Here is a 13485-nt window from a genome sequence, read left to right as displayed (position 1 = left end):
ATGAGCGAAGCCACCGAGCGCCCCGCACCCGACGCGGATGCCTGGGCCGACGCGTGTGCCGAGGACCTCGCCGCGGAGAAGGCGCGCCGCCGCGCCGCCTCCGGGGCGCAGCCCGGCTCGGCCGCCGAGGAGCTGCGCAAACTGGTCGACGCCGTCGCCGACAAGGTCGCCTCCTTCCAGTCCTCGCTGCCCGGCGCGGCCGCGCAGAGCGCCGTGCAGCAGTTGATCGGCCAGGCCAGGGCCGTGGTCGAGCCGGTCATCGAGCGCAACCCGGACGTCTTCGACCACCTCGCCGCGGCCGGTGGCGAGCTGCTGGCCGCCTACCGCTCGGCGGTCGAGGGCGCCGAACGCCGCTGGACGGCGGGCGGCCCGGCAGGCGGCGCGTCCGGTGCCGCGCCCGGAGGGGCGAAGAAGGACGACGGCGGAGCGGGCGCGGGGCCGACCGAGCACATCGACCTGGACTGACAGACCGGTGCCCGCCCTCGGGTACGGTGGGCCTTAGCGGGGCTCGACCGAAAACTGAGGGACTTAATGGGACTCACCATCGGCGTCGACATCGGCGGCACCAAGATCGCGGCGGGAGTGGTCGACGAAGAGGGCCACATCCTCGAGACGCACACGGTGCCCACGCCGCCGACCGCTGACGCCATCGTGGACGCGATCTGCGCCGCGGTCGAAGGGGCCGGCAAGGGCCACCAGATCGACGCCGTCGGCATCGGCGCCGCCGGATACGTCGACGACAAGCGCGCCACCGTACTCTTCGCACCCAACATCCACTGGCGCCACGAGCCGCTGAAGGACAAGGTCGAGCAGCGGGTCGGGCTCCCCGTGGTGGTGGAGAACGACGCCAACGCGGCGGCCTGGGGCGAGTACCGGTTCGGCGCCGGCCAGGGCCACGAGGACGTCATCTGCATCACGCTCGGCACGGGCCTGGGCGGCGGCATCATCATCGGCAACAAGCTGCGCCGCGGACGCTTCGGCGTGGCCGCGGAGTTCGGCCACATCCGGGTCGTGCCCGACGGGCTGCTGTGCGGCTGCGGCAGCCAGGGCTGCTGGGAGCAGTACGCCTCGGGGCGCGCGCTCGTGCGGTACGCCCGCCAGCGCGCCAACGCCACCCCCGAGAACGCCGAGATCCTCCTCGGCCTCGGCGACGGCACCATCGAGGGCATCGAGGGCAAGCACATCAGCGCCGCCGCCCGGCAGGGCGACCTCGTCGCGGTGGACTCCTTCCGCGAGCTGGCCCGCTGGGCGGGCGCGGGCCTGGCCGACCTGGCCTCGCTCTTCGACCCCTCGGCGTTCATCGTCGGCGGCGGGGTCTCGGACGAGGGCGAGCTGGTCCTCGACCCGATCCGCAAGTCGTTCCGGCGCTGGCTGATCGGCGGCCAGTGGCGGCCGCACGCCCAGGTGCTCGCGGCCCAGCTCGGCAACAAGGCCGGTCTGGTCGGCGCGGCGGACCTGGCCCGCCAGGGCTGAGCACCCGCCCCCCGTACGGTGGTTGAGCGCCCGCCGCGTCCCTTCACGGACGCGGCGGGCGCTGCTCTATGTTGTGCCCCATGCCGCTCACCGATCTTCCCGCCTCCCGTACGGAGAACGGCTCGGCCGTGATCCGCGTCCTCAGCTACAACATCCGCTCGATGCGCGACGACACCGCGGCACTGGCCCGGGTGATCCGCGCCTGCGACCCGGACCTGGTCCTCGTCCAGGAGGCGCCCCGCTTCTTCCGCTGGCGCAAGGCCGCCGCGCGGCTCGCGGCGGCCAGCGGCCTCGTGGTCCTCAGCGGCGGCGCCACGGCAGCGGGGCCGCTGCTGCTGTGCTCGCTGCGGGCGGTGGTGGAGCGCACCGAGGACGTCCTGCTCCCGCTCACCCCGGGCCTGCACCGGCGCGGTTTCGCCTCGGCGGTGGTACGGGTCGGGGGCGCCCGGCTCGGCGTCCTCAGCTGCCATCTGAGCCTGCGGGCGGACGAACGCCACACCCAGGCGGGGCTACTGCTCGACCACCTCGCGGCGCTGGACGTGCCCCACGCGGTCGCGGGCGGCGATCTGAACGACCGCCCCGACGGCCGGGCCTTCCGCCGCCTGGCGGGCGCCCTCCAGGACTGCTGGGCGGTACGGCCCTGGGGCGGCGAGTACACCTCGACCCCGGCGGACCCGCACCAGCGGATCGACGCGGTCTTCGCCACGGCGGGGGTGGAGGTGTTGGGGTGCGGGGTTCCCGTGGGGCTGGCGGGGGTGTCGGGGGCGGATCTGCTGGCGGCGACGGATCATCTGCCGGTGCTGGCGGTGCTGCGGGTCCCGGCGGATTCCCCCACCCCGCCCCTCCCCTGAACCCTCAGGGGGACCTTGTCGTCCCCGCGACCCGGTGGACCCCGGGCCCCATCCGTGACCCGGTGGTGGGCTGGTCGCGCAGTTCCCCGCGCCCCTTGGGGCCTGCGTCGTCTGCGGCCCGATGGGTGGGTTGCTGGGGCAGTTCCTCGCGCCCCCTTGGGGCCTTCGATCGTCTGCGGGGCGTGGCCGCTTGCTCGCGCCGTTCCCCGCGCCCCTTCGGGGCGCCCCCCGGGGATTGCCGCGTAGCGGCATCCAAGGGGCGCGGGGAACTGCGCGACCAGCCGTCCACCGGGTCGCAGAAGACCGGGGCGGGGGCGGACCCCCCGTGGCACGGGTGGGGGCCGACGGGGCGGGACCCGGGAAAGCGAGAGCTAGACCACCGCGCCCCGGCCCGGGTCGTCCTCGCCCTCGTCGTCCTCGTTCATCCGGGCGAAGAGGGTGGCGAAGCCCCCGATGAAGCCGCCGACGCCCAGCGTGGTGAGCCACCACGTGAACTCCCACCGGAGAATCGCCGCCAGCAGCATCAGCAGCGGGCCACCGATCACCGCCAGCCAGGCGAACTTCGCCGTCACGTCCGTCTCCGGCAGCGGCGGCGGCTCCGGCGGGACGAAGTGGCCCTCGTCGCCGTCGTCCACGCCGTCGTCGGACGGCTCCTTCACCGTGAAGTCGCGCGGCCCGCCCACCCCGGGCGCGAAGACCACCGAGCTGCCCAGCGGCTTGGGCTCGGGCTCGGGCGGCTCGGGGCGCGCGGGCGCCTCGGGCGTGAGGTTGGGCTCGCTCTCCAGGAGCGCGAGGTCCTCGACCGACTTGAACGGCTTGGCGCCGGGCGGGTCGGACGGCTCGTCGCCGTACCCCGCCACGATCGCCGCCCAGGCGGCCTCCTCGTCGATCGGCTGCGGCTCTCTGTCCGCGTCGTGCTCAGCCACCGGTCGTGCTCCCCTTCATCCCGACACTAGGAGCGAGGCGGCCGATGAACGCGTAACTCTCCTCGAAGATCCGCTCCGCATCGTGGTCCAACGTCGCCACGTGGTAGCTCTGTTCCAACAGGATCTCGGTGACGTCCGCGGACGAGACCCGGCCGAGGATCCGCGCCGAGTCGGCCGGCGGCACCACATGGTCCTGCGGGCTGTGCAGCAGCAGCAGCGGCTGCGTGACCTGCGGCAGCTCGCGGTCGACCAGCCGGAAGAACGTGCGCAGGGCGTGCGCGGCGTGCAGCGGCACCCGGTCGTACCCCACCTCCGCCGAGCCCTCCTTGGCGATGTCGCTGGCGATGCCCTTGGTGGAGCGCACGAAGTGGCGCACCACCGGCAGCGCGTGCGCGGCCAGGCCGTGCACCTTGTTGCCGGGGTTGACGACCACGACACCGCTGACCGCGTCGCCGTGCTTCGCCGCCAGGCGCAGGGCGAGCGCACCGCCCATGGAGAGCCCGAAGACGAAGACCTGCTCGCACCGGCCGCTCAGGTCGCGCAGCGCCCGGTCCACTTCCGCGTACCAGTCCTGCCAGCCGGTGAGCTGCATGTCCTGCCAGCGCGTGCCGTGTCCGGGCAGCAGCGGCAGCTCGACCGTCAGCCCGCGCTCGGCCAGGAAGTCGGCCCAGGGGCGCAGCGACTGCGGGGAACCGGTGAAGCCGTGACAGAGGAGGACGCCGACCTCTCCGCCCTCGTGGCGGAACGGCTCGGCTCCAGGGAGGACCGGCACCGGGGTCTCCTGTTCATGAGCAGGGGCGGGGGAGTCGTACTTCACGGTACGCGACCGGACTGACACCGACCAGAGCCGTCACCGGCCCGCGCGCGGGAGGGCGGGTCCCGTACGGGTTAAGGTCTGTTCGACAGACAGAGGGAAGGCATCCGAGTTGATCTACGGCGCTATGAAGTTCTCCATCGGCGGGTCGCTGAAGCTTGCCTTCCGGCCCTGGGTGGAGGGCCTCGACAACATTCCCGCCGAGGGGCCGGCGATCCTCGCCAGCAACCACCTCTCCTTCTCGGACTCCTTCTTCCTGCCGGCGGTCCTCGACCGCAAGGTGACGTTCATCGCCAAGGCGGAGTACTTCACCTCGCCGGGGGTCAAGGGCAGGCTGACGGCCGCCTTCTTCAAGGGCGTCGGCCAGCTCCCGGTGGACCGCTCCGGCGCGCGCGGCGCGGGTGAGGCGGCCATCAGGAGCGGCATCGAGGTACTGGAGCGCGGTGAGCTGTTCGGGATCTACCCGGAGGGCACCCGCTCGCCCGACGGACGCCTCTACCGGGGCAAGCCCGGCGGCCTCGCGCGCGTGGCGCTGGCCACCGGCGCTCCGGTGATCCCGGTCGCGATGATCGACACCGAGAAGATCCAGCCGCCGGGGAAGGTCATGCCCAAGCTGATGCGCCCGGGCATCCGCATCGGCAAGCCGCTCGACTTCAGCCGCTACCACGGCATGGAGGGCGACCGCTTCATCCTGCGCTCGGTGACCGACGAGGTCATGTACGAGATCATGAAGCTGTCCGGCCAGGAGTACGTGGACGTCTACGCGACCGCCGCCAAGCGCCAGATCGCGGACGAGGCCAAGCGGAAGGCCGACGAGGAGAAGGCGGCCGAGCGGGCCGAGAAGGCCCGGGAGGCCGAGCAGGCCAAGCGCGCGGAGCGACCCGGCGACTGAGCGGGCCGCCCGGCAGGCCGCGACCGTTCGTTTCAGGGGTGGGGGAGCATGGCGAAGCGCGAGCGCGTCATCAGGATGTCCGTAGAGCTGCCGCTGTGGCGTGCGCTCACCGCGTACCGCGTCCTGACGATGCTCTACGCGGTGCTGGTCTTCGTCTCCGAGTACCGGCACTTCGAGCGCGCCTGGGTGGCCGTGGCCTTCCTTTCGGTGCTGGCGGTGTGGACGCTGGCGACGGTGCCGCGGGTGGCGAACGCGGCGAGCTGCACCAAGCGGTTCCTTGGCGTGGACCTGACGATCGCGCTCACCGGCATCCTGCTGACCCCGCTGGCGGACACCGACGCCCAGTCGGTGAACGGCCCGACGCTGCCCACCATATGGACGGCGGGCTCGGTGCTCGCGTTCGCGATCAAGGGCGGCTGGCGCTGGGCCGCCTTCGCCTCCTCGCTGGTCGCCGCCGCCAACCTGGTCGAGCGCGGCACCCCCACCCGGGACACGCTCCACAACGTGCTGCTCGTGTGGGTCGCGTCCATCGCCATCGGGTACGTGGTGGAGGTCGCCCGCGCGAGTGAGGCCACCCTCGCCCGCGCCCTGGAGATCGAGGCGGCGACCCGGGAGCGGGAGCGGCTGGCCCGCGACATCCACGACAGCGTGCTCCAGGTCCTCGCCATGGTGCAGCGGCGCGGCACCGCCCTCGGCGGCGAGGCGGCGGAGCTCGGCCGGATGGCGGGGGAGCAGGAGGTGGCCCTGCGGACCCTGGTCTCCAGCGGTCTGGTGCCCACCACGCGCGCGTCCGAGGACCCGGCGCTCGGCGCCCTGGTCCGTACGGTCGAGGACGACGAGACCGAGGCGCGGCCCGGGGCCGAGGACGCCGAGGTGGATCTGCGCGCCCTGCTCGCCCCGCACGCCGGATCACGGGTCTCGCTGGCGGAACCGGGCGCTCCGGTGCTGCTCGCGCCCCCGGCGGCGCGGGAGCTCGCGGCCGCTGTCAGTGCCGCGTTGGACAATGTCCGCAGACACGCGGGGGAGTCGGCCCAGGCCTGGATCCTGGTCGAGGACTGGGGGGACGAAGTGATCGTGACGGTCCGGGACGACGGTCCCGGCATCCCGGAGGGCCGGCTCGCGCAGGCCGAGGGGGAGGGGCGCCTGGGCGTCGCCCTCTCGATCCGCGGCCGGCTGCGGGACCTGGGCGGCACCGCCGAGCTGATCTCGGTGCCGGGCCAGGGGACGGAAGTAGAGCTGAAGGTTCCACGGGGGAAGGCGAAGGCATGAGTGAGCTGACGACGGTGAAGGTCATGGTGGTCGACGACCACCCGATGTGGCGCGACGCGGTGGCGCGCGACCTGGCGGCGGCCGGGTTCGACGTGGTGGCCACCGCCGGGGACGGCCCGCAGGCGGTCCGCCGCGCCCAGGCGGTCACGCCCGACGTACTGGTCCTGGACCTCAATCTGCCCGGGATGCCGGGCGTCCAGGTCTGCAAGGAGCTGGTCGGCGCCAATCCGGCGCTCAGGGTCCTGGTCCTGTCCGCCTCCGGGGAGCACGCGGACGTCCTGGAGGCCGTGAAGTCCGGGGCCACCGGCTATCTGCTGAAGTCCGCGAGCACCGAGGAGCTCACCGACGCCGTGCGCCGCACCGCAGTCGGCGACCCGGTGTTCACCCCGGGCCTGGCCGGTCTGGTCCTCGGCGAGTACCGCCGCCTGGCCTCGGACCCGGCGCCCGCCGCCGCCGACGAGCCGAAGGCCCCGCAGCTCACCGAGCGCGAGACCGAGGTGCTGCGCCTGGTGGCCAAGGGCCTGTCGTACAAGCAGATCGCCGAGCGCCTGGTCATCTCGCACCGCACCGTCCAGAACCACGTCCAGAACACCCTGGGCAAGCTCCAGCTCCACAACCGCGTCGAGCTCGTGCGGTACGCGATAGAGCAGGGCCTCGACGAGGTGTGAGCCACGCGCGCGTGGACGTGCTCCGCTCGTACGGGTGAATGACCAATCGTCAACGGCCCCCAGAATTCAAGGAATTGACCTTTCGCCCCATCCCGGGGTGACCTGCGTCACCCTTAGCGTGACCGTAGAGGCCTTCGGGGCCTCCCATGCGTCCGTCACGGCGAAGGGACAATTCCATGCGGGTCGGAGTACTGACCGGAGGCGGTGACTGCCCCGGGCTCAACGCCGTCATCCGGGGTGTCGTCCGCAAGGGCGTGCAGGAGTACGGCTTTGACTTCGTAGGGTTCAAGGACGGCTGGCGCGGCCCGCTGGAGGGGGACACGGTCAAGCTGGACATCCCCGCCGTGCGCGGCATCCTGCCCCGGGGAGGCACCATCCTCGGCTCCTCGCGCACCAACCCGCTCAAGGCCGAGGACGGGGTGCGCCGCATCAAGGAGAACCTCGCCAAGCACGAGGTCGACGCGATGATCGCGATCGGCGGCGAGGACACCCTGGGGGTGGCGGCCCGGCTCAGCGACGAGTACGGCGTGAAGTGCGTCGGCGTGCCGAAGACCATCGACAACGACCTCTCCGCCACGGACTACACCTTCGGCTTCGACACGGCGGTCGGCATCGCGACGGAGGCCATCGACCGCCTCCACACCACCGCCGAGTCCCACATGCGGGTCCTGGTCGTCGAGGTGATGGGCCGCCACGCGGGCTGGATCGCCCTCCACTCGGGCCTGGCGGGCGGCGCCAACGTCATCCTCATCCCCGAGCAGCGCTTCGACGTCGACCGGGTCTGCGGCTGGATCACCTCCCGCTTCAAGGCGTCGTACGCGCCGATCGTGGTGGTCGCGGAGGGGGCGATGCCGAAGGATGGCGACATGGTCCTCAAGGACCAGACGCTGGACTCCTTCGGCCATGTGCGGCTCTCGGGCGTCGGGGAGTGGCTGGCCAAGGAGATCGAGAAGCGCACGGGCAAGGAGGCCAGGACGACGGTCCTGGGCCACGTCCAGCGCGGCGGCACCCCCAGCGCCTTCGACCGCTGGCTGGCCACGAGGTTCGGCCTGCACGCGATCGAGGCGGTCCGGGACGGCGACTTCGGCAAGATGGTGGCCCTCCAGGGCACGGCGATCGTCCGCGTACCCATCGCCCAGGCGACGTCCCGCCTGAAGACGGTGAACCCGGAACTCTACGCGGAGGCGGAAGTCTTCTTCGGCTGACCCCGACAAGCGGGTACCCCCTCCGGGGGCCAGGGGGCCAGGGGGCCAAGGGGCCAAGAGGGCAGGGGCCGCAGGCCCCGCCCTCACAGGGGCGCGGGGAACGGCGCGCTCAGCCCCCACGGGCCCGCAGACGAACAGGGGGATGAGGGCCGCAGGCCCAAGCCTTTCAGGGGCGTGGGGAACTGCGCGACCAGCCCCCCCACCAACCCGCACCCAAACCCGACGCAACCCCACCCGGGGGCTGTGCCCCCGGGGCCCGGGGGCACAGCCCCCGGACAGCCACCCGCCCCCACCCCCGGAGGGTTGAGGGAAGGGGCGGGGAGGGGCAACTCACACCCGGGACGAAACCCCCCGCACCAACTCCCCCACAACCCCCACCCCCCGCAAAGTCAACACCGACTCCGGATGAAACTGCACCCCTGCGAACCCGGGCCCCCGCAGGGCATGCACCTCCCCCGACACCACGTCCCGACTCACCTCCACCCCCCGCCCGGCCAGCGCCACAGCCTCCCCCTCCCCGCACCGCGCCGTGAAGCTGTTGTAGAACCCGACCCGCTCCGCACGCCCGAAGAGGTCGATCCGCACCTGCGCCCCCTGGTACGGCACCCGCTTGCGCACCAGCGGCAGCCCCAGCTCCGCCGCGATCAGTTCGTGCCCCAGGCACACCCCCAGCAGCCCGTGCCGATGGGAGCGCAGCAGCTCCGCCGCCAGCGGGCGCAGCACACGCATCTTCTCGTCGGACCCGTCCGAGGGGTCCCCGGGGCCGGGCCCCAGGACCACCGGCCCCCGGTGCCCGAGCACCCGCTCCCGCAGCCCGGCCGCGTCGTACCGCACCACCGACACCCCCAGCCCCGACGACCTCAGCAGATGCGCCAGCATCGCGGTGAAGGTGTCCTCGGCGTCCACCACCAGCGCCTCGCCCCCCGTCATCGGGACGGGCTCCCGCATCCGCAGCCAGAACGGCGCCAGGTCCGCCCGCCGCGCGTCCAGCGCCGCCCGCACCCGCGGATCGTCGCCCAGGGCGGGCGCCGGACGGGCGGGGGCCGGCCGGCCCGGGGCCGCCCCCAGCGCCGCCAGCACCCCCGCCGCCTTGGCGTGCGTCTCCGCCACCTCGCCCGCCGGATCCGAGTGGCGCACCAGCGTCGCCCCGATCGGCACCCGTACCCGCCCGTCCGCCGCGATGTCGGCCGTACGGATCAGGATGGGTGAGTCGAGCGTCTGGGCGCCGCTCGCGTCCCGTCCGAGCAAGGCGAGCGCGCCCGCGTAGTAGCCGCGCCCGCCCGCCTCGTACCGCTCGATCACCCGGCACGCGTTCTGCACCGGCGACCCCGTCACCGTCGCCGCGAACATCGTCTCGCGCAGCACCTCGCGCGCGTCCAGCGAGCTGCGGCCCCGCAACTCGTACTCGGTGTGGGCCAGGTGGGCCATCTCCTTGAGCCGGGGCCCGACCACCACCCCGCCCCGGTCGCCCACCGTGCACATCATCTTCAGCTCCTCGTCGACGACCATGGAGAGCTCGTCGATCTCCTTCTCGTCGGAGAGGAAGGCGAGCAGGTCCTCGGCCGTGGGGCCGGCCGCCGGGTAGCGGTAGGTGCCGCTGATCGGGTTCATGACCACCGTCCCGCCCGCCATCCGCACATGCACCTCGGGGCTCGCCCCCACGAGCGTGCGCCCGCCGGTGTGGACGACGAACGTCCAGTACGCCCCCCGCTCGCCCGCCAGCAGCCGGCGGAACAGCGCCAGCGCGTCCGCCCGGCCGAAGCCGGGGATCTCGCCCGTGTAGGTGCGCCGGATGACGAAGTTGGCGCCCTCGCCCTGCCCGATCTCGTCCTCGATCACCCGCCGCACGATCCCGGCGTACTCCTCGTCCCCGACGTCGAAGCACCCGCCCTCGACCGCCACCTCGTGCCGGGGCAGCGCCTCCAGGACCTCCTCCAGCGGCAGTTCGTACGTCTCGTCCGCCTCCAGGACGGCCAGCGGAGTGCCGTCGTCGCGTACGTCGAAGCCGCGCTCGCGGATCTGCCGGAACGGGACCAGGGCGAGTGAGGGCCGCGGACCGCACGGGATGTCGGCGAGCCGCTCCACCTCCCGTACGCCGCCGATGAGCAGCTCGACCACGTCGTGGTCGCGGCCGGGCGTACGGCGCCGGATCAGCGCGAAGGGCGGGCAGTCGTCGTCGAGGAGTCTTTCCAGCGGCGTGGTGCGCATGGGGTTGTTCCTTCCGGAAGGAGGGAGGGAGGAACGGCCGCGGGAAAGAGAAAAGGCCGCCCCTCGGGCGGCCTTTCGCGTGCTCTGGAGTACGCGCGATCAGTGGGCCGCCGGATGAGCGGTCCACCACCAGTTCTGGTGCGAGTGCGCGAACATGCTCCGCACCCTAGCGGAAGAGGCGCGGAATGCGCGAAGGCCCGTCCGCCCCTCGGAATCCGAGGGGCGGACGGGCCCTGCTGAATCGATTCTGCTCAGACCAGCAGGTTGAACATCTGCCAGCCGCCGCCCACCTGGACCCGCGCGGCGAACGGCGCGCCGGTCGCGCTGCCCGTGCCCTTGTAGTACCAGAGCACGCCCGAGGAGTCCCGGGCCACCAGGTCCGGAAGGCCGTCGCCGTTCAGGTCGCTCGGGCCGAGCAGGGTGTTGTAGCCCTGCCAGCCGCCGCCGACCTGGACGCGCGGGGCGTACGGGGCGGTCGGGGTGCCGGTGCCCTTGTAGTACCAGAGCACGCCGGAGCCGTCCCGGGCCACCAGATCGGCCCTGCCGTCCCGGTTGAGGTCGCCGGTCGAGACCATCGCGTTGTAGCCCTGCCAGCCGCCGCCTATCTTCACGCGCGCGGCGAAGGGCGCCGCCGGGGTGCCGGTGCCCTGGTAGTACCAGAGCGTGCCGGTGCCGTCGCGGGCGATCAGGTCGGCCCTGCCGTCACCGTTGAGGTCACGGGCACCGGTCAGGAAGTTGTACGTCTGCCAGCCGCCGCCGACCTTGAGGCGCCCCTGGAAGGGCACGTCCGGGTTGCCGCTGCCCTGGTAGTACCAGAGCGTGCCGGTGCCGTCGCGGGCCACCATGTCGCCGGTGCCGTCCGCGCGCAGCGCGGTCATCGCGGAGACGGTGTTGTACCCCTGCCAGCCGCCGCCGACCTTGTACCGCCCGTAGAACGGCGTCGAGGCGCTGCCGGTGCCCTGGTACTGCCACAGCACGCCGGAGGAGTCCCGGCCCAGCAGGTTGTAGCGGGTGGTGCCGGGGTCGGGGGCGGTGCTGGTGGCCTGCTCGACGTCATCCGCCTTCACAAAGGCCAGACGGTGGTTGTACCGGATCGGGTAGAAGGCCGTATTGCCCTTTACCAGCGTCCGGTCGGCGGTGCCGGTACCGGCGAACGTCCCGGCGTACCAGTAGTCGCCGTTCCGCGCCGGGCCTGCCTGCACGTAGGCCTGACCGGCCGGAACCGTGTACAGCGTGAGCGGGTCGGAGTTCTTGGTGTTGTTGATGACATCGTCCTGGACCGGGACTCCGGTCCCCGCATAGGCCGAATCCTCCGGATAGGCACGCCCGTACACCCGGACGGAACTCGCGCCGGCCTTGGCCTTCAGGACCGGCTGGCCGGTCTTGCCCACGGGTGCGGTGAACTTGCCGCCGGGGTTGTAGAACCAGGCCTTTTGGCCGCCGTACCAGATGGCGGTCCAGTCGGTCTGCGCCTCGGCGACGACGTACTTGCCGCCGGCGACGACCTTGTTGGACCAGTTGGGGCCCTCGGTCGCGGTCTGGCTGCCGAGGTAGGGGTCGGCCAAGGGCTTGCCCGACGTGGACGGCGTCTCGTACAGGTAGCCGAAGTTCGCCGGACGGCTGTAGGTGCTGCCGTTGTACGTCACCGTGGGCTGGTTGGCCGTGGTGAACGGCGGAACCACGCGGACCAGCTGGCCCGCCTTGAGCGGGCCGCCCGCGCCCTGGTCTCCGCTGGGCGCGCCGGCCAGGGTCATGTAGTGGTTCCAGTCCCAGTACGGGCCCGGATCCCAGTGCTGGGACCTCACATTGCGGTCCAGAACGCCCGGCACCTCGTCGTGGCCGACGATGTGCTCACGGTCGAGCGGGATGGAGAACCGGTTCGCCAGGTACTTCACCAGCGCGGCCGAGGACTCGTACTGAGGCTCGGTGTACCACGTGGCGTTGTCCTTGATGGCATAGCCCTCGTGCTCGATGCCGATCGAGTGCATGTTCATCGTCTTGTTGCCCGCGTGCCAGGCCTCGTCCTTGGTCGCCACCATCTGCGTGACGTGACCGTCCGAGGCCCGGATCACATAGTGGGCGGACACATAGGTCGCCGAGTTCTTGAAGGTGTTCAGCGCCGAGGAATAAGGGGTCTCCGTGTCGTGGATGACGATGGAACGGATGTCCTCACCGTTGCCCGGACGGTTGGAGACGTTGTAGTTGCCGAAGTCCGTGGGGTCGTCCGGCTTGCCGGGGGCGGGCGGGTTGTGCGCGAACGCCGCCCCCTGGAAGTCGCAGTTCAGCCCCGCCGGGCACTCCGGCGTCTGCGCCGTCGTCGCGGTGAACGCCGCCAGCGACAGCGTCTCCGGCCTGACCGGCTTCACCGACGGGTCGGCCGCCAGGGCGAGCTGCTGGCCGTCGGCGGTGACACGGGCCTCACCGGTCCGGATCGACTCGTACACCCGCTTCGCGAACAGCGACGCGCCCTTGGTGTCCGGCGCCTGGCTGTAGCGGGCCACGGCCGCGTACCAGTGGCCCGCGTCCTCGGGCAGCGAGCCCGTCGCGTCCTTCTGGTACTTCGCGAGCAGTGCGGCGCCCGCGCGGACGGACTGGTTCGCGTCCTCGCGGACCGCGTCCACCGGCTTGTCGATCAGCTCGGCGGCCTCGTCCAGCGTGTGCAGCCGGGGGTCGCTCGTGTCGACGGCCTTCGGCGCCTTCTTCAGGGCGCGCTTGGCGTCGAAGTGCTTCATGACGGCCGGGTCGCCGCTCATGTTGAGGTGCGACAGGCGCTCGGCGTCCGTCGGCTGCTCGATGTCGTCCGCCGTCACCCGGGTCAGGCCCATGACGTTGTACGCGCCGGTCGTCGACGGCTGCCCGCCGTGGCTCTCCCACAGCGTCTGCCGGTACGAGACCGCCATCAGCACGCTCTGGGGCACGTGGAACTCCCGGGCGGCGTCGGCGAACCGGGCCTGGAGCTCGGTGGCCGGACCGGTCGGCCTGGTGTTCGCGGTGGCGGGGCCGGGGGAGGCCACCGCCAAACCGGTGATCGCCGCACCGGCGACGACCGCCGTGCTCACCCCGTAAGCGATCAGCTTCTTCTTGCGGTCTCTGCGGTGACTCCGCTTCAACGCCCACCCCTGCATCGCTCTGTTGATTTCTGAAGCACTTCTGAAACGCGCAGAGGCTAGCAGGCCCTC

At 72.3% G+C, this 13485-nt stretch carries 12 protein-coding genes; 7 read left to right on the top strand and 5 right to left on the bottom strand.

All coding sequences use genetic code 11. The features are described from left to right. From ACZ4MU_RS11785 to ACZ4MU_RS11775, 3 genes are all read left to right on the top strand, one after another. Entirely contained in the window at positions 1 to 465 is a 465-nt protein-coding gene (locus ACZ4MU_RS11785; protein ID WP_467874275.1) for a DUF5304 family protein, read from the top strand. A gap of 66 nt (positions 466 to 531) precedes the next feature. Further along, positions 532 to 1473, top strand: a complete 942-nt coding sequence (locus ACZ4MU_RS11780; RefSeq protein ID WP_467874272.1) for an ROK family glucokinase — start codon at positions 532 to 534, stop codon at positions 1471 to 1473. Positions 1474 to 1553: 80 nt separating this feature from the next. After that, entirely contained in the window at positions 1554 to 2324 is a 771-nt protein-coding gene (locus ACZ4MU_RS11775; RefSeq protein ID WP_467874269.1) for an endonuclease/exonuclease/phosphatase family protein, read from the top strand. 371 nt (positions 2325 to 2695) lie between these two features. On the opposite strand, the gene ACZ4MU_RS11770 is transcribed toward ACZ4MU_RS11775, so the two are convergent. Further along, positions 2696 to 3250: a hypothetical protein gene (locus ACZ4MU_RS11770; RefSeq protein WP_467874267.1), complete on the bottom strand. Its 555-nt coding sequence runs from the start codon at positions 3248 to 3250 to the stop codon at positions 2696 to 2698. Continuing rightward, positions 3243 to 4022, bottom strand: coding sequence for an alpha/beta hydrolase (locus ACZ4MU_RS11765; RefSeq protein WP_467874264.1), 780 nt, complete (start codon positions 4020 to 4022; stop codon positions 3243 to 3245). Before ACZ4MU_RS11765 ends, ACZ4MU_RS11770 begins: the two co-directional genes overlap by 8 nt. Before the next feature lie 154 nt (positions 4023 to 4176). On the opposite strand from ACZ4MU_RS11765, the gene ACZ4MU_RS11760 reads away from it, so the two are divergent. The 4 genes from ACZ4MU_RS11760 to ACZ4MU_RS11745 all read left to right on the top strand — a co-directional run bounded on the left by ACZ4MU_RS11760 (position 4177) and on the right by ACZ4MU_RS11745 (position 8098). Then, on the top strand, positions 4177 to 4956 hold the full coding sequence (locus ACZ4MU_RS11760; protein ID WP_467874261.1) for a lysophospholipid acyltransferase family protein: 780 nt from the start codon (positions 4177 to 4179) through the stop codon (positions 4954 to 4956). Positions 4957 to 5004: 48 nt separating this feature from the next. Next, positions 5005 to 6225: a MacS family sensor histidine kinase gene (macS, locus tag ACZ4MU_RS11755; RefSeq protein WP_467874259.1), complete on the top strand. Its 1221-nt coding sequence runs from the start codon at positions 5005 to 5007 to the stop codon at positions 6223 to 6225. Then, complete coding sequence (locus ACZ4MU_RS11750; RefSeq protein ID WP_467874256.1) at positions 6222 to 6893, top strand: response regulator; 672 nt, start codon at positions 6222 to 6224, stop codon at positions 6891 to 6893. The genes macS and ACZ4MU_RS11750 overlap by 4 nt, the downstream gene beginning before the upstream one ends. Positions 6894 to 7069: 176 nt before the next feature. Beyond that, positions 7070 to 8098 (top strand): 6-phosphofructokinase, encoded by a 1029-nt coding sequence (locus tag ACZ4MU_RS11745; protein WP_467874254.1) that lies wholly within the window; start codon positions 7070 to 7072, stop codon positions 8096 to 8098. 330 nt (positions 8099 to 8428) lie between these two features. Here the strand turns inward: ACZ4MU_RS11745 and ACZ4MU_RS11740 are convergent, their stop codons facing one another. The 3 genes from ACZ4MU_RS11740 to ACZ4MU_RS11730 form a co-directional block, all read right to left on the bottom strand. Beyond that, a complete protein-coding gene (locus ACZ4MU_RS11740; protein WP_467874253.1) occupies positions 8429 to 10306 on the bottom strand; it encodes an anthranilate synthase family protein in 1878 nt (625 codons plus the stop codon). Between the two features lie 99 nt (positions 10307 to 10405). Further along, entirely contained in the window at positions 10406 to 10462 is a 57-nt protein-coding gene (locus ACZ4MU_RS11735) for a trp operon leader peptide (RefSeq protein WP_467874643.1), read from the bottom strand. Between the two features lie 95 nt (positions 10463 to 10557). Then, positions 10558 to 13416, bottom strand: coding sequence for an N-acetylmuramoyl-L-alanine amidase (locus ACZ4MU_RS11730; RefSeq protein ID WP_467874251.1), 2859 nt, complete (start codon positions 13414 to 13416; stop codon positions 10558 to 10560). Between the last annotated feature and the right edge of the window lie 69 nt (positions 13417 to 13485).

The sequence above is a fragment of the Streptomyces sp. NPDC026377 genome (genome assembly GCF_055567715.1).
The sequence above is the reverse complement of the archived record's forward strand: the minus strand, read 5'-3'. Positions and strand labels throughout refer to the sequence as shown.